Origin of the sequence: Pseudomonas sp. N40(2020), assembly GCF_014472415.1 — a bacterium.
Lineage (GTDB): Bacteria > Pseudomonadota > Gammaproteobacteria > Pseudomonadales > Pseudomonadaceae > Aquipseudomonas.
Genome location: NZ_JACSZV010000017.1, coordinates 63,105 through 79,308, shown reverse-complemented (window position 1 = coordinate 79,308; position 16,204 = coordinate 63,105). Strand labels below are relative to the sequence as shown.

Annotated in this window: 14 protein-coding genes, 1 tRNA gene and 1 pseudogene; 1 reads left to right on the top strand and 15 read right to left on the bottom strand. The window is 60.0% G+C overall.

All coding sequences use genetic code 11. The annotated features are described in order from the left end of the window. Positions 1-100 precede the first annotated feature (100 nt). On the top strand, positions 101-1,492 hold the full coding sequence (gabP, locus tag IAI51_RS13260; RefSeq protein ID WP_187678894.1) for a GABA permease: 1,392 nt from the start codon (positions 101-103) through the stop codon (positions 1,490-1,492). A 70-nt stretch (positions 1,493-1,562) separates the two neighbouring features. Here the strand turns inward: gabP and IAI51_RS13255 are convergent, their stop codons facing one another. The 15 genes and pseudogenes from IAI51_RS13255 to IAI51_RS13190 form a co-directional block, all read right to left on the bottom strand. After that, positions 1,563-2,006, bottom strand: a complete 444-nt coding sequence (locus IAI51_RS13255) for a hypothetical protein (protein WP_187678893.1) — start codon at positions 2,004-2,006, stop codon at positions 1,563-1,565. Positions 2,007-2,012: 6 nt separating this feature from the next. Beyond that, entirely contained in the window at positions 2,013-2,426 is a 414-nt protein-coding gene (locus IAI51_RS13250; protein WP_187678892.1) for a hypothetical protein, read from the bottom strand. 28 nt (positions 2,427-2,454) lie between these two features. After that, positions 2,455-3,429 carry an alpha/beta fold hydrolase gene (locus IAI51_RS13245; RefSeq protein ID WP_187678891.1) on the bottom strand — a complete coding sequence of 325 codons (975 nt, stop codon included), beginning with the start codon at positions 3,427-3,429 and terminating at the stop codon, positions 2,455-2,457. A 199-nt stretch (positions 3,430-3,628) separates the two neighbouring features. Then, a pseudogene (locus IAI51_RS13240) lies at positions 3,629-3,856 on the bottom strand (DUF1016 N-terminal domain-containing protein); the annotation flags it as partial. Positions 3,857-3,941: 85 nt separating this feature from the next. Further along, on the bottom strand, positions 3,942-4,289 hold the full coding sequence (locus IAI51_RS13235) for a hypothetical protein (RefSeq protein WP_187678889.1): 348 nt from the start codon (positions 4,287-4,289) through the stop codon (positions 3,942-3,944). A 27-nt stretch (positions 4,290-4,316) separates the two neighbouring features. Continuing rightward, positions 4,317-5,795, bottom strand: coding sequence for a PLP-dependent aminotransferase family protein (locus tag IAI51_RS13230; protein WP_187678888.1), 1,479 nt, complete (start codon positions 5,793-5,795; stop codon positions 4,317-4,319). Between the two features lie 27 nt (positions 5,796-5,822). Then, entirely contained in the window at positions 5,823-7,247 is a 1,425-nt protein-coding gene (locus tag IAI51_RS13225; protein WP_187678887.1) for an L-lactate permease, read from the bottom strand. Positions 7,248-7,264: 17 nt separating this feature from the next. Continuing rightward, positions 7,265-7,879: a glutathione S-transferase family protein gene (locus tag IAI51_RS13220; RefSeq protein WP_187678886.1), complete on the bottom strand. Its 615-nt coding sequence runs from the start codon at positions 7,877-7,879 to the stop codon at positions 7,265-7,267. Continuing rightward, on the bottom strand, positions 7,876-9,657 hold the full coding sequence (locus IAI51_RS13215) for an FAD/NAD(P)-binding protein (RefSeq protein WP_187678885.1): 1,782 nt from the start codon (positions 9,655-9,657) through the stop codon (positions 7,876-7,878). The genes IAI51_RS13220 and IAI51_RS13215 overlap by 4 nt, the downstream gene beginning before the upstream one ends. Continuing rightward, entirely contained in the window at positions 9,651-10,682 is a 1,032-nt protein-coding gene (gene sbnB, locus IAI51_RS28260) for a 2,3-diaminopropionate biosynthesis protein SbnB (RefSeq protein WP_410458003.1), read from the bottom strand. The genes IAI51_RS13215 and sbnB overlap by 7 nt, the downstream gene beginning before the upstream one ends. 6 nt (positions 10,683-10,688) lie before the next feature. Beyond that, the gene (gene sbnA, locus IAI51_RS28255; RefSeq protein ID WP_410458002.1) at positions 10,689-11,663 is read right to left on the bottom strand and encodes a 2,3-diaminopropionate biosynthesis protein SbnA; all 975 of its coding nucleotides are present in this window, start codon (positions 11,661-11,663) and stop codon (positions 10,689-10,691) included. 409 nt (positions 11,664-12,072) lie between these two features. After that, positions 12,073-12,148 (bottom strand) — tRNA-Phe (locus tag IAI51_RS13205). Positions 12,149-12,251: 103 nt separating this feature from the next. After that, positions 12,252-12,524 (bottom strand): oxidative damage protection protein, encoded by a 273-nt coding sequence (locus IAI51_RS13200; RefSeq protein ID WP_187678884.1) that lies wholly within the window; start codon positions 12,522-12,524, stop codon positions 12,252-12,254. Then, complete coding sequence (gene mutY / locus IAI51_RS13195) at positions 12,521-13,588, bottom strand: A/G-specific adenine glycosylase (RefSeq protein WP_187678883.1); 1,068 nt, start codon at positions 13,586-13,588, stop codon at positions 12,521-12,523. The genes IAI51_RS13200 and mutY overlap by 4 nt, the downstream gene beginning before the upstream one ends. Beyond that, positions 13,585-15,807: an AsmA family protein gene (locus IAI51_RS13190; protein WP_187678882.1), complete on the bottom strand. Its 2,223-nt coding sequence runs from the start codon at positions 15,805-15,807 to the stop codon at positions 13,585-13,587. The genes mutY and IAI51_RS13190 overlap by 4 nt, the downstream gene beginning before the upstream one ends. Between the last annotated feature and the right edge of the window lie 397 nt (positions 15,808-16,204).

Below are 16,204 nucleotides of genomic sequence, written 5' to 3'. Positions count from 1 at the left end.
ATTGCGTGCAGAATAAGGAACGCCCCGTTGGATTCTTTTTACGAAGAAGGAAAAACCAGACGGGCCGGACGCAATCGCTTTCCTTGCAAAGGTAGTTTCGATGAGCAGTACCCCAAGCTCCAATGGCCTCGAACAGGGGCTCAAACCGCGTCATGTGACCATGCTGTCGATCGCCGGTGTTATCGGCGCAGGTCTGTTCGTTGGCTCCGGCCACGCCATCGCTGCCGCCGGCCCTGCCGTGCTGTTGGCCTATGCGGCCGCCGGTACCCTCGTGGTTTTGGTCATGCGCATGCTCGGCGAAATGGCGGTTGCCTCGCCGGACACCGGCTCGTTCTCGACCTACGCTGACCGTGCCATCGGCCATTGGGCCGGCTTCACCATCGGCTGGCTGTACTGGTGGTTCTGGGTATTGGTGATTCCGCTGGAAGCCAACGCCGCCGCGACCATCCTGCACGCGTGGTTCCCCGATGTGGGCATCTGGGCGTTTGCTCTGATCATCACGATGTTGCTGACCGTGACCAACCTGTTCAGCGTGAAGAATTACGGCGAGTTCGAATTCTGGTTCGCCCTGATCAAAGTGTTGGCGATCATCGGCTTCATCATTCTCGGTCTGGCAGCAATCTTCGGTTACCTGCCAAACAGCCAGGTCAGCGGCGTTTCGCACCTGTTCGACAGCGGCGGCTTCCTGCCAAACGGCATGGGTGCAGTGCTGGGCGCGATCCTGACCACGATGTTCTCGTTCATGGGTACCGAGATCGTGACCATCGCGGCTGCGGAATCGAAGAACCCGGGCAAGCAAATCTCCAAGGCCACCAACTCGGTTATCTGGCGGATCGGCCTGTTCTACCTCGTGTCGATCTTCATCGTTGTGGCCCTGGTGCCGTGGAACGATCCTACCCTGGCCAACCTCGGTTCTTACCAGACCGTGCTTGAGCGCATGGGCATCCCGAACGCCAAGATGATCGTCGACATCGTGGTGCTGGTCGCGGTAACCAGTTGCCTTAACTCGGCGCTCTACACTTCGTCGCGCATGCTGTTTTCTCTTGGCAAACGCGGTGACGCCCCAGCCATGTCGACTCGGGTCAACAAAAGCGGTACGCCTTACTGGGCGGTGATGTTGTCCACTGGTGCTGCGTTCCTGTGCACATTCGCCAACTACGTGGCGCCGGCTGCGGTGTTCGAATTCCTGCTCGCCAGTTCCGGCGCCATCGCATTGCTGGTGTACCTGGTGATCGCGTTCTCGCAACTGCGTATGCGCAAACAGCGCATGGCTCGCGGCGAGAAAATCGTCTTCAGCATGTGGCTGTTCCCGGGCCTGACCTATGCGGTGATCATCTTCATCGTGGCGGCCCTGACCATCATGCTGTTCCAGGAAGCGCACCGCGTGGAAATCCTCGCCACCGGTCTGTTGAGCCTGCTGGTAGTCGCTACCGGCCTGCTGGTGGCACGCCGCCGCAAGCTGGAAAAACGCGGCGCGGTGGTGTTGAACTGATCCGTAACGCGTAATGCAAAACGGCCGCTGTCAGTGATGACGAGCGGCCGTTTTTGTTTGTGAGCGGTGTTTATTCGCTCTTCTCTTCCTGCGACTTGCCATAAGTATCCAGCGCAATCCCGAAGTCAGTGATGAACTGCGGTTCGCTCAGCCAGGCCTGGGCGGTCTCGATGTCCATGCCGTCGGCCCACATGCGGTAGTCGATCAGCATGTCGGCGGCCAGGTGGGTGGCGGCCATGCCTTCGTTTTCGGCGTTTTCCATGTCCAGCAGTTCAGGGTGATCGACGATGATGAACGCCAGTTCACGCAGCAGTGTCAGCAGCATCTCGTTACGGCTGACGGCTTCGGCGTCGCGCATTTTGCTGAACATCGCCAGGGTGTATTCCGGGATCGGCTCGGCGAGGTGGCCGAGGTCGTCGTCCTGATCCAGCGGTTTGCGGCCGACCATACGGATTTGCTTGGCTTTGGCCTTGGCGCGTTTGGCGCGTTTCTGTTGCTTGTTCAGGGATGCCATGGGAACTCAGTTCTTCTGTTGGGTTTGTGCAGCGATCGCATCGGATGCCGCCACATAGTCGGCCTGGAAGGCCGGGGATTCGATCCACGCCAGCGCGCCGGCCTCGTCGGTTTCCTGCGACCACTGGCGATACTCGATCAGCGCGGCGAGGATGAAATCCATCGCACCCTCTTCGCCTTCCTGTTCAAAGACCAACTCCAGCAGCGGGTCTTCGAGGAACGCGATGCACAGGGCTTGCTGGCTGATCTTCTCGGCGTCGATCATTTTCTTGAACAGCTCGGTCAGGTCCACCGATTCGAAGTCGATGCGATCATCGTTCGGGTCCAGCTCGACCGGTGCTTCGGCGCGTTTGGTGCGGTTCTGCTTGGCCTTGGTTTTGGCCCGGACGGCGCGTTTTTGCTGCTTGTTGGCGGAGGCCATGATGTGTTCCGTCGTGCGTTGGAGGGGCTCAGCTGCGCGGTACTTGCCGCCCGGGTGTGTCGGGGGCCAGTTCGCCGGTTTGCAGCCAGGTCAGAGCGATGGGCCATAGTGTGGCTTGGTATGCGCTGCGAAAAAAGGCGAAATGTCCGACTTGTTGCTCGCCGATGTCCTGCGGTTCGATGCGCAGATGGGTTTTCGAGGCGTTGCTGAAGTAATTGAGCAGGCGTTCGATGGCCGCAATTGTGCCGTAGGGATCGTCGCTGATGCTGATCGCCAAGGTTTGCGCACGCAGGTTTGAGAAGGGCAGATGCCCGGTTTTCGCCAGCATCACCCGGCCGCTTGGCCGCCCTTCATAACGCGGCGAGGGCGTGCTCCAGTCGCGTACAACGCCGGCCGGCGTGTCTTCCAGCCAGCCGAGACGTTTACCGGGGAAGTAGCCGCAAACCAGCGTCAGCAGCGGCATCAGCACATGCCATTTGCCGAACATGCGCCAGCGCTGTTCGGGTGCGTAATCGCGCCAGTAGGCGAACTGCGCGCCGACCGTTACCAACCGTCGGATAACCTTTCCTGACTCGCCCAAGCCTGCCGCGCAGCCACCAAAACTATGCCCGACCACATCGATGGGCTGTCCGGGACATTCCCGCTGTGCGCGTTTGAGCATCGCTTCGAAATCCAGTGCGCCCCAGTCTGTCCACGAAGCGTGCAACCCTTTCATTGAGCCGGGACGCGATTCGCCGATGCCACGGTAGTCGTAGGTCATCACATCGAAACCATTGGCAAACAGATAAGCGGCGAACCGCGAGTAATGACGACAGCGTACCGACGTGGCCGCGTTGATGATCACCACCGGGCGCTGGACATCGGGCAGGGTATGCCGCCAGGTGAAACCGCCAAGGACAAAACCGTCGGCGGCTGTTTCCTTGATGGGTTCACCTTCTAACTGCGCTGCCGATGACGACGTTTGCTGCACATCTGCCAATTCGGGCGTGTCCTGAAAACTCATGGCGTTCGACCTTCGCGGGTAGCTGCCAACAATAATCTCGGTACGCCCAAGGGACAATCCGCAGTTCTTCCACACTTGGGAGCACCGTTTTGTAGCTGCTGGCGAACAGTTACTCATTACCTTTGAAGATCGAGTAACGCGCGACCGCCTCGTTGTCCTGCGCGCACAAAGTGATCCCGACGGTCGGCTTGTCGCCCTCACTGAGATTGAGGGTCGCGCATTCATCCATGTACCACTGGCGTGCCTTGTCGTTTTCGACCCGTAATAACCGGCGATAGTGGGTCCAGCTCAATTCGAGACGCAGTGCGTCACGAATTGGAAATGCTTGATAAAACAGGCGCATATACCGAAGGTTGGAGGCATCAAAGCCCTTCCCGAAATGAGCCGTCAGCTCTTTCGCCAGTGTCGGCAGTAACTGCTTGCCATACCCCCTGATCACTGTCGTATCCCTGTCCGTAGACGCCGCGCTGGACACCGTTCTGCTGCCTGTGGACTACGTCAACCCGATCTGATTAGCGTCGCGCGCGCTTGCCCTTCGGCTTCTCCGCAGGCGCCTGCACTTTGCGATAAATCCACAACCCGAACACGCCAATCAGCAGCAGAAACACGGTACCTATGCACTGCGACACGAACTCTATCCAAAATCGCCGTGGTTGTAGGGCCAGGGTATAGGTGTCCTTCGGGCCGCGGTTGGTTGTGGTGATCGAGCCGTTGATCCAGTTTTCGATCAACGTATAAATCGATGCACTGATAGCGAAGGCAATCAGCACGCCAACGAACACGGTCAGCCAGAAGGTCGCACGGCTCTGGCGATACGGTGGCGGGTGGGGCAGGGGGATGCGGGTTCGTTTCTGATTCATGGCAATTCTGCGAACGTCCTTGTACGGTCAGGAAACTGCCGGCTCTTCTCGTTGTTGAGTCACTTGGCCTTGCGTTTTTGGCGGTCGCCCGGCGAGGTGCGCACACTCGGCAATCACCTTCAAGATCTCGATCACCCCCGGGGTCAGTGCTGTGCCAAGACAGATGCGCACGCCTGTGGTTGCATGGCCGTCGGCGAAAAAGATCCCGCTGCCGGCCACGTGGCAACCGCGTTCGGTGGCCAACTGTTGCAGTGCCGGCATGTCGGTGTGCCCGGGCAGTTCGATCCAGTGGATGAAGCCTCCGCGCGGTGGCACGTACACGGTTCCCGTGGGGAAGTCCGTGCGCACCAGTGCTTCGACAAAGCTCGCCAGCGAAGACAGTTGCGAGCGGAGCCTGGCGCAGTGTTCTTCCATGTAGCCGCGCCCGATAAATTCGTTGAGAACGTTTTGCGCAAGGCTCGATACCGCCAGGTTGCGCGAAAACATTTGCGCCAGAATGGCATTGCGGTATTTGCCGGCCAGGCACCAGCCAACGCGATAACCGGGCGCGACGGTCTTGGAGAATGACGAGCAGTAGATCGTCTGGCCGCTGGTGTCGTAACTCTTGATGGCGCGCGGGCGCTCTGCTTCCGGTACTAGGTCGAAGAAAATGTCGTCCTCGATAATCGGCACGTCTGCTTCGCGGGCGATCTGTGAAAGTCGTGCGCGGGTTTCATCGGGCATGATGAAACCACGGGGATTCTGCAGCGTTGGGTTGAGAAAGATCACCGCGACCTTTTTCAGCTTCAGCGCTTCTTCGAGATGATCCACGTCCAGGCCCAGTCTGCCGTGCGTGCGGATCGGCAAGGCGCGCATGCCCAGGCGTTCGATGGTCTGCAAGATGCCGTAATAGGTCGGGGTTTCGATTGCCACCGTAGCGCCTTTTGGCGCGACGGCTTCGAGGGCCAGTTCCAGGGCAATGGTGTCGCCCGAGGTCACGAGGATATCGTCCGGCCCGCAGACTACGCCGCGGGTCAGCATCAGCCCGGCGATGCGCCGTCGCAGCGCCGGCAGGCCGGGTGGCGCGACGAGTCCTGTCAGCGAGTTGTCAGCCTTGCCGGCCAGCACTGAAAGGCATTTGTTGAGGAGCACATTCGGCGTGAGGTCGCTGTGCAGGACCGCAGAGTTCAACGACGCGGTGGTGCGCGAGGCCGCTTGGGAGAGCATCGCGACCACCGCATGATTGACGTTGACGGTGACGCTTGAGAAATCGAAACCACTGGCGGGTTTTGCGTGTCCCGAGGCCGAAACAAAATAGCCGATTCGGGGTTTGGTCGAAACATAGGCATCGGCTTCCAGATCAGCCAAGGCGCGCTGAACGGTGGTGATGCTGGTTTCAAACATTCGTGCCAGGGTGCGGATCGAGGGCAGTTTTGTTTCGGCTGCCCAATCACCACTTTCGATCTGACGAATAATCCAGTCCTTGACGATCCGCCAGCGTTTGTCCGGTAAATCAAACCTGTCCATAAGTTCTCTGTTATTTCTCGAAACAATTCAGAGAAAGTAGAGCAAAACGACTCCCGTTGCAGCAACTATGACGATGTTGAGGGCGACCAGGCCGAAGGCGAATCGGATCAGGTTGTTCTCTTCATGCCGATTGGCGCCTGCCAGTCCGGTGATCAGCGACAGAATCGACAGTGATCCCAGCGCACCATGTCCGGCGGCACTGTTGACCATTGCGGCCAGCCACGCGCCGTGTTCGCTGGTCAGGGCGGCAATGGACGGCATGACGAGGGTGTTGCCGCCGACGTTGGAACCGGTGACGTAACCGGCGATACCCGCCAGCAAGGCGATCGTTGGCGCCAGGGAAAGCCCCGACAGTGATTGCAGCGTGCGCTGCGCCTCGACGAGGAATCCGGCATTGACCATCACCTGAGAAAGCAGCAGGAACAGGAAAATCGTCGTGACCGGAAACTTCGCCCGATTGAACAGCGCGCGCCAGGGGAAACCCGCTGCGGCGCTTTGTTTGATGGCCATCAGCAGGGTGACGATCAGTAGCGCCAGGCCCGGGGATGCCAAAGGCTTCCATGAAACGTGCTCGCCCTTGATGATCCACAGCGCATCCCAGCCCGACAGCACAAACAACCCGCGCGACGCCACGATCACCCCCAGCAAGGCCAGATAAGGCCATGCCGCGCTCGGCCAACGCACCAGTTTCTTGCGTTGCGCGTATGAGATGCCCATACCCACGCAGGCCACGGCGAGACCGGCCAGCACACCGGAAACTTCCGGGCCGATCCACAGGTTGATGGAAAACAGTACCGCGACGAACAATGCCGTCACCACGATCAGCCCAAGCCACGGCGTAACAGTGCGGATGCCGCCCTGCCACATGGCGATGGCGGCCAGGCAGAGGAACACCGGCGCGCTGATCAGCGCCGAATGACTACCGAGGGTTTGCGCCGGTAAATGCGCCAGCAACGCGCCAATCACAGTGGCCAGACCCAAGGTGCCCCACGGCATGATGACCATGCCGGCCAAGGCAATTTTCATCCCCGACTGGCGGGTGAACAGGCCCATGAGCAAGGGCACGGTAGCGATCAGCGAGACGCCGAAACCGGTCATTGCTTCGAGCAGTGGCGCCAGGCCCAGCACGATGAAGATGACTTGTGCCGGTGGCGTCCAGCCGAGCTCCTTGACCCAGGCGCCGATGGCCTGCGGCGCACCTCCGCGCTCGACCAGAATGACGAAGGCCAGCCCCGGTACGATCACGCACGCGGTGCTGAGAAACAGGATCGTGGTGTCCTGAAAGATCGCCGAGGTAATCGCGGCGGACACAGGTCCGGCCGCGCCCAGTGCCCACAGCACCAGCACCAGCACCACACCCGCCAGCGCGGCTTGTACCGGCGGCCGGCGGACGATCAGGATCAATGCGATGACCAGAGCGATGGGTGACATTTGCAACAAGAGAGAGCTCATACACAGTTTTCCTTAACTTAATCGTGAGTCTGCCCGCTGTACTCGGTCGCCCGCATGGAAGCGCGCTCACAAAAAGTCTGATACCACTCGGTCAGGCGTGCTTGAGCGGAAAAGTCTGATAGCTGGCGAAAGGCAATCCAGTCGAGCGCGGTCGCCAGGGCAACGTGGCCGATAGTGATCGGGCCATTGAGGTCCACGTGTTCTTCGATGAAGCGGTAAGCCTCTTTGAGTTTGAAAGCCTGACCGTCGGCGTAGGCCGGGTAGCGCAAGGCCTCCGGGCGACGCTCGACTTCCCAGCGCAGCTTGATGCCGACATCGCACATGCCCTGCGCCAAGGCCTGAAGGCGCAGCGCCTTATAGCGCTCGGGGCCGCTTGCCGGGATGAGTTTCGGCCCGTCACTCAGGTCGTCGAGGTATTCACAAATCACGATGGAGTCGAACAGCGCCGTGTCGTCGGGCAGCATCAGCACCGGGACTTTACCTGGCGGGTTGGCCTTGTAGATGACCGCGTTCGGCGACGTCGGGCTGGTCTCGTGGTGGATGACTTCCAGGTTCGAAGCCATTCCGAGTTCGTGAGCCAGCACCAGTACTTTGCGGGCGTAGGGCGAATGCGTCTGGTAGAAAAGTTTCATGCTGGAGTACCTGCCTCAAGGATTGCAGTGGCCGCGCGATGAGCGTCCATGAACAGGCGCGAGGGCGCACCCGCCGAAGTGACGTAGTGGTTGTAGTAGCAAGAGCCTTCGGCGAGCGGACCGAGCACCCAGATGTTGCGTACCGGTTCGCCCGAAATCGATTTGGGGTGGCACGCCGCGTCGACATCAATGCCGTCGATGCCCGGCTCGTTGGTCCGTGGGCGGATCAGGCCCAGACGCGCCAGATCACGCACCGGCGCGCAGTCGCTGTTGTTCACGCCACTGCCCTGGACATAACCGGCGACACGCCGGAAGTTGTCTATCACCGGTCGTGAGCCGGGTTTGAGAAACGTCAGCAGGCCTGCGTCACACAGGGCGAGCAGGTCGGCGTGGCGCTCTTTTTGCGGGCCGGCAACGAGGCGGTTGATCGCCTTGTGCCAACGGCCGTAGAACTGGCGATGCGAGGCGTCGGTCAGCCCGTCGAAATCCACGGCTTCGCGCAGTCGGTCACGCAGATCGCGCCAGACCTCGATGGCCGCTTTGATCGCCGATTCCCCACGCCCAAGCCGCGATTCGTGCAGGTCGGCTTCGATCGTGTCGTAGATCCAGGCGTGATAGTTGTAAGGCGTCACGTCGTCGGGCAGTGCGTGCCAGATCAGCGCTAGCGGGTTGATGGAGCCGCCGGTCGCTTCGTAATCGCGCAGCAGCGCCTCGCAAGCGACAACACCGGGATTGCCCGCAACACTGACGGCTCTGAGCTTTGTCAGCACCTGCTCCCGCCCTGATTCGCCAAGTACCACGGCGACGGCCGCCGCCCGCATCTCAAGCAGCATGAGCGGCAGGATGTCCTGCTCGAAATCCAGCTGCCGGTGTTGTGCATTTGCCCGCAAGGCTTCGATGCGCGCACTCGTCAGCAGCACGGCGTGGTGGCGGGGATTTTCTATCAGACCATTGGGACGGGTTCGAAACGGCAGCCCGTCCCGTGACTGGATAAAGATCACCGGCTCTTGACCTGAGGGTTCATAGGCGTGACTGGCGTCGGCCATCCGCTTGTAGTGTCCGCCTCGTCCAGAGGTGAGGGCCGCCAAGGTGTCCATTGCGCCCAGCCCCAGCCCTTCGATCAGTACGGTCTCGCCGGGCTCGATGGTGTCGAGGCTGCCGGGCAGTGGATAGATGTTCTCAACGCGTTGGTGATCAGCCGTTTGCAGGCGACCGGTGTGGCCGACCGTCAGGATCAGCCGATCCACCGTCACCGCAGCACCTGAAGCGGTTTTCAGAACGTACTGAGAACCCTCGTTGCGCTCAACAGCCGTCACGGCGTGCTGATGCAGATTCACCGTCACCCAATGAGGGGCGGTGGCGAGGATTCGCGCAAAGGCGTCGGCCAGGTAAGCGCCGAGCAAGTAGCGCGGCAGGAAGTCCTCTGGCTCGACATCGCGTCCATTGGCGGCGAGCAAACCGCTGTCCGGATCGACCTTGAGCCGCTGCGCGCGGCACCACGTCAGGAAGTCCGGTCCCGATCGTTCCCGTGCATCCGCAAGGTTGCCGAATGCCGCCGCGTCCGGAAATACCCCGAGCTGACCGGCAACGGTGTTGAGCAGCAGGTAGTCCGGTTGGTTTGGCCAGTGCGCGCCGCTACCGAGCACATTGGGATCGAAGATGTCGATCACGACGTGTTGCTCCGGGCGCTCTTCAGCAAGGCTCAACAGGCGTTCGAAAATCGACAGCCCGCGCGATCCGCAGCCGACCAGGCCGATGTGCAGAGGCGAATTCACCATCTGCGCTCCTCCCCGAAGAAGGACGGGATGGCGACCGCCGAGCCGTCCTTGACCGCGATGTCGTGGATCATCCGGCCAATCGCCAGATCAAGAATGCCCATGCCGAACGGCGAATAGATCAGCGGTTTGTCTGTGGCGACTTGCAGATCGCCGCGAATCAATTGCGCCACGGTGCCGGTGACGAACTCGCGATGACCGTACTTTTGCTCGGCCAGATGCGGCGATGTATTGGCCTTCAGGCAATGGGTCACGTCGTCGAAGTAGTTGTAACTTTCCTCGATGATTTCTGCGCCGATATCACGCAGCGAGATATTCAACACAATCTGCCCTGGGCGGAATGTCCCGCTGCCTTTGACATAGGGCTCGCCGGCGCTGGTAGCGAACACCACGATGTCGGCGGTCAGTGCGTCCTGCAGCGACAACTGTTGCACATCCGGTAATCCGAGTTGCTTGCCGAATGCCGACAGCGCTTGAGCTGATTCTGCGTTGAGATCGTGAATGCCAACGCTATCGAAAGACCAATCGTCAGCGATGAACGTCTCAAGGATGTTGCGCGAGATCACCCCGCCACCAATGATCGACAGCCTTGGCGCGCTGCGACTTTGGCCATTGAGCCACCAGGCGCCGAGCACCGCCGACGCCGCCGTGCGCACAGCACTGATCAACGCACCTTCCAGTAAGGCGTAGGGATAACCGGTGACCGGATCGTTGAGGATCAGCACCGCCGAAGCGCGCGGGATACCCGACTTGATGTTGTCGGGATAGCTGGCAATCCACTTGATCCCGGAGACCGATTGATCACCCTCGCTGTCGACGATCGCCGCCGGCAGGGCAATGATCCGGTTCGCCGGCTCCGCCGGAAAACGCAGGAAGTAACTGTCGGGGTTAACGGTCTCGCCACGTTCATGGGTGAGGTAAGTCTGCGCGACGATCTCGATGGCTTCCTGACGAAGTCCGTTGAGGATGTCCTTCACGACTGCACCGGGAATGACGTGGAACGGTTGAATCGAAGTTTGAGTGGTCATTGGGGATTACGCCGAAAGTGCCAGAGCGATTTCTGGGAAAAGGGGATGCAGCGCTGCTGCGCCGATGCGCTGGGAAACCCAGTCGTCGGAATAGATGGTTTCGAGGTAGCGCTCACCCATGTCCGGTGAGATCGCCACAACGACATCGTCGGGACGAATGTGCGGCGCCCACTGCTGGATGCCGGCGAGAACAGTGCCGGTGGAGCCGCCGAAGAGCAGGCCGTAGCGTTGCGCCAGCCAGCGGCAGACCTTGATCGTCTGTTCCTCGGGAATAGACAGGAAGTCGTGAATACCGGACGGCTCGAATATCTCCGGCAGGCGGCTGGTGCCGAGCCCCGGAATATGTCGCGTTCCTCCCGGCAAACCGAACGTGACGGAGCCGACGGTATCGACGGCGATGACTTTGGTGTGCGGATGATGTTCGGCGAAGTAGTTCTTGCAGCCCATCAGCGTGCCGGTCGTGCCGGCGCCGACAAACAAGTAATCCACGTGCGCAAACTTACGGGCGATGGACTTGGCCGTCGCTTGATAGTGGGCGAAGGGATTGGTTGGATTCTTGTATTGATTGAGCCAGATGTAGTCGGGGTTTTCCGCGACCATTTGCTCGATCAAACGAATACGTGAATTCAGGTAACCGCCGTTTTCGTCACGCTGATCAACCATGATCATCTCGGCACCCAGTGCCTGCATGAGCTTCCTGTTCGGCGCAGAGATATTCGGATCGATCACACAGACAAACTTGTAGCCCTTGGCAGCGCAGACCATGGCCAGCGCGACCCCCAGATTGCCCGACGAAGACTCGACCAGTAGGGTTTTATGGGAAATCCGGCCCTGGTTTTCCAGATCCGTAACGAGGGCGTGCGCGGTTTTGAGTTTTATCGATCCGGCAGGATTCAGTCCTTCGATTTTCAGTTGGATCGTCGCGCTGCAAAGATCCCCAATCTGCACATAACTGTCTTCATTGATAAGTTGCTTGATCATACGTCGTCCGTTTCGTCTCTTTTGCCGGGCGCACGGGGGCGCCAGCATTCATCCTGGAATGTTTGAAAAGCAGTAAATGCAGTTCGCCTGTTGGGTCTGTTTTCAGATTTTTTAGCTGGACGGGAAGTGACCTTGCGGTAGACGCCGATCTATTCAAAAAATCAGGTATTGCGCTCTGAGGGCTTCAGGAGCCCAGAGTTTTGCGGGGCGCAAAGTAGAGCCAGTCATTGGCTCGCCAAGGCTTGGAGAAATACTGGCGAATTTTCCTACACGGGGAGAGATACAGATTTCGGGTTTTTTCCAGTACAGCGGGGGTTGGGGTGTACCGGGAGAAGGGGGGAGAAGGCGGGGGGATTAAATCGCAGGCATAAAAAAACCCTGAATCTTGCGATTCAGGGTTTTCGGTATTTGGTGCCCAGAGACGGAATCGAACCGCCGACACGGGGATTTTCAATCCCCTGCTCTACCGACTGAGCTATCTGGGCAACGGGGCGCATTAAAAGGGTTTTTCGGATTCTCGTCAACGACTTTTTTAAAATTTCTTAAATTAATTCCGTCGCTTACGATCCGCCCCCCGATTTTGCGGGGTTACTCCGCAGGCGGAACGTAACCTTCGGCCTTGGCGTATTCCTCGCCGGAGAAGTACTTGTCCATTTCGCCCTGAAGATATTTGCGGTCTTCGGCGTTCATCATGTTCAGGCGTTTCTCGTTGATCAGCAGGGTTTGGTGTTTCTGCCAGTCTGCCCAGGCCTGGGCCGAGACGTGGTCGAAAATGTCCTGACCTTTTGCGCCCGGGAAAGGAGCGCGCTCCAGAGCGGGCAGTTCTTCTTTGTACTTACGGCACATGATGGTGCGGGTCATGCTGACTCTCCTGCATTCAATACGGCGGCCGCGCGTTCGAGCAAGGTTTTGACCGGGGCGGCGAGGCCCAGGCGCGGCGGGGTGGCGAGGTTATACCAGAGCCAGTCGGCCTCGGCCACGTGATGGCTGGCCTCCTGTACCTGAACCAGCCAGGGTTCGATGGACAGCTGGAAATGGCTGAACGTGTGGACGAGGCTCGGCAGCGCCTGCTGCTCGCCCAGTGCCAGCGAGTGCTGATCGGCGAGATGTTGCAAGTCGTCGAGGTCGTCAAGTTCCGGCAGGCTCCACAATCCGCCCCACAGACCGGTCGATGGGCGGCGATAGAGCAGAATCGCGCCGTTGCCATTGGCGAGCATCGGCATCAGCGTGCGTTTCTGCGGGATAGCCTTGCGCGGTTTGGGAATCGGGTAGCGTGTTTCCAGGCCGAGCATGTGCGCCTCGCAGCCACGCTCCAGCGGGCAGAGCAGGCAACTCGGCTTGCTGCGCGTGCACAGCGTAGCGCCGAGATCCATCATCGCCTGGGTGTAGGCGTTGACCCGATCATGCGGCGTAAAGCGCTCTGCGTTGGCCCACAGCTGTTTGGCGACCTTCGGCTCGCCGGGGTAGCCCTCTTGCGCGGTAAAGCGCGCCAGCACGCGTTTGACGTTGCCGTCGAGGATCGGCGCGCGCAGGCCCATGCTGATGCTGGCAATCGCGCCCGCGGTGGACAAGCCGATGCCCGGCAGATCCGTTAACTTTTCTACATCGCGCGGAAACTCGCCGCCGTACTGGCTGACGACTATTTTCGCGGTCTTCTGCAAATTGCGCGCGCGGGTGTAGTAGCCCAGGCCCGTCCACAGGTGCAGCACTTCGTCTTCTGGCGCCTCGGCCAGCGCTTCGACCGTTGGCAGCGCGGCCATGAAGCGGTCGAAGTAATTGAGCACAGTGCTGACCTGAGTCTGCTGCAACATGATCTCCGACACCCACACCCGATACGGGTTGATGTCCTGCTGCCAAGGCAAGTCGTGGCGGCCGTGGCGGTCGAACCAATCCAGCACCGCCTCTGAAAACTGCTCCGCTCTCATCGCTTGAACAGCCCCTTCAGTGCGTTTTTCAGTTCCGGGCTGACCTTGTCGCCCAGTTTTTCGTCGATTTTTTCGCTCAACTTGTCGCCGGCGAGTTTGCTTGCGACCTGGCCAAGGCGTTCGTTATCCAAGCGGCAGGCTTTGGCGCCCAGCTCCAGCGGGCCGCGGCAGCGCAGCGGCCACTCGACACCGACGAATTTATCGCCGACCTGGCAGGCCGGGTCCGGCATGGCGCTGGTGTCGCCTTCGACGATGATGCCGACGCGGTAATCCATGCCCAGCACGCGCAAATCGATATCGCCGTCACCGTTGACGGTCATGCCCGGGATTCGCACTTTCAGATCCGGGTTGCTGGCGATGCCGTTGCGGAACGTCAGGTTGCCCTTGAGCTCCTGGAACGGCGTGTCCTTGCCCCGTGGCTCGCCGCTGAGGGTTTTACGATTAAGCGTGGCGATGCCTTTGCACAGTTGCTGCTCAAGGTTGGCGTTGAGCAACACGCCGTTGTTGATCACGAAACTGGCGTTGCCGTTGAGGGAGTCGATCAGCGCCTGTTGGCTGTTGCCGCTGCCGGTAACGTTGCTGGTGAGGTTCACCAAACCTTTGACCGGAGGGGTCTTGCCTTGGCTTTCGAGGATTTTTTCCACCGGCACGCGGTTGATCCGGGTTTGCAGGTTCAGCACCGGTGCCGTTGGGCGCACGTCGAGAGTGCCTTTGGCTTCGAAGTCGCCGTTGTACAACTCACCGCGCAGGTTCTCCAGGGTCAGCAGGCCGCTCTGACCGGTGGCCTTGAGCGCGGCATTCTGGATTGGCAACTTGTCGAGGGTCAGTTGGCCGAAGGTCAGGTCGGCGTCGACGTCGAGTTTGGCCAAACGCTCAACCGGCAGCAGGCGCTCGGTGCTCCAGGCGCTTTTGCTCGGTTTGTCCGGCAGCGGCGTGGAACCTGCACCGGCCAAGGCATCAGCTTCGGTGCTGGCGACTTCGGCCTGACGCACTTGCGTGGCGCTGGTAGCTTTTTCCGATTTCGGCGGCAGGTAGCGGTCGACGTCGAAGGTGTCGGCCTTGAGGATCGCCCGCAGCGATTGTTTGGCGAAGTCTTCGACGGCGATGCGGCCGCTGAAGCTGCTGTCGTCGAGTTTCAGGTTGATGTTGTCGAAAGCGACGCTGGTCGGCGTGGCGGCAACGCGGCTGACCAGTTCGACCTTGCTCAGGCTGCCCTCGGCCATGGCTGGCAGTTTCTGGCCGATGCTGTCGACGAATTTCGCTAGATCAAACTGGGCGATCGAGATGCCGCCAGTGATCTGCGGAGTCTTGTCGAGATCGTTAGCCTTCAGTTCACCCAAGGCGCGCAACTGATTGGCGGAGATCTTGATGCCAGTCCATTCGGCGACGTTCGCCGCTTTATCCAGCAGCAACTGGCCCTGGGCGGAGAAAGTCATGGTCTTGCCTTGCAGCGGATCACCGGCTACTTCGCCGGAGAGCTTCATGTCTTCGAACTTGTAGCGTTGCAGGGCGCGCTCGAAGCGCAGTTCGCCGCTGAGTTCGGTACGCACCCGCAATACCGGCTGATTGGTGCCTAGGAAGGCGGTGGCCTTGATCGGAATGTTGGTCGAATCGTGCACCGGGCCGGTGCTCAATTGGATGCTCTCGGCGCTGAACTGCTTGCCGGTGAGTTCGTCGTTGTACTCAACGCGGGCGTTGTTGACGGTCAGGCTGTCGATGTCGAGGCGGATCGGCTGGGCCGGTTTTTCCACCGCTACCGGGGTGTCGCTGGCCGGTTGGCTTGGGGTGGCGGGTGGCGTGGAACCAGCCGCTACAGGCACCTTGCCGATGTCTTCCCAGTTGCCGTGGCCATTCTTGTCGCGGTTCAGGCGCAGATTCAGACCTTCGACACGTACGTCACTCATCTGCACTTCGCGGCGCAACAGCGGCAGCACGCGCACGGACAGGCCGAGCATCTGCAAATCGGCAAAAGGTTCGGCAGGCTTGGCCAGGGTGGCAACGCTGGCCTCGTGCAGTTCCAGGCCGAGCCACGGGAACAGGCTCCAGCCGATATCGCCATTGAGCGTCAGCTCGATGTGGGCCTTGTCGCGGGCTATCTGGCGGATCTCGTCTTTGTAATCGTTGGGATCGAAGAGGTGGGTCAGGGCAAAGCCTGCCGCCACAATGATCAGCAACAGCCCGAGAAGTACCAGACCCAGGATTTTGCCGAACGCTTTCATGGGCGAGTCCTTGTAATTTAGTCGAATTCGTAATTTAGCCGGGGAGTATAGCGCTGCAACGGCCCGGTCCGGTGTGGCGTCATGTTGCCGTTATCGTCAGCAGCACCTGAAACTTCGCGGCCAGCGCCTGAATCTCAAGTTGCCCCGCAGGCGCTAGCAGGCATAGTCCTGGCCTCGCTTGCGACGCCATTTTCTGCGTTTGGTTCACCCGTCTCTCGGCGAGACGATCTTCTGATTTTGAAAAAACCGGTTCAAAAGATCCCGGCGTTTCCTTGCTTCTTCAGAGGAGGAGATCAGATGACACGAAAAAAGGTGATATCAGTTTGGTTTTTCTGTCACGTGCAAATGGTAACCTTCGCCGGTTCGTCCGTCCTTCTGCGACTTAACGTCGCGCCTT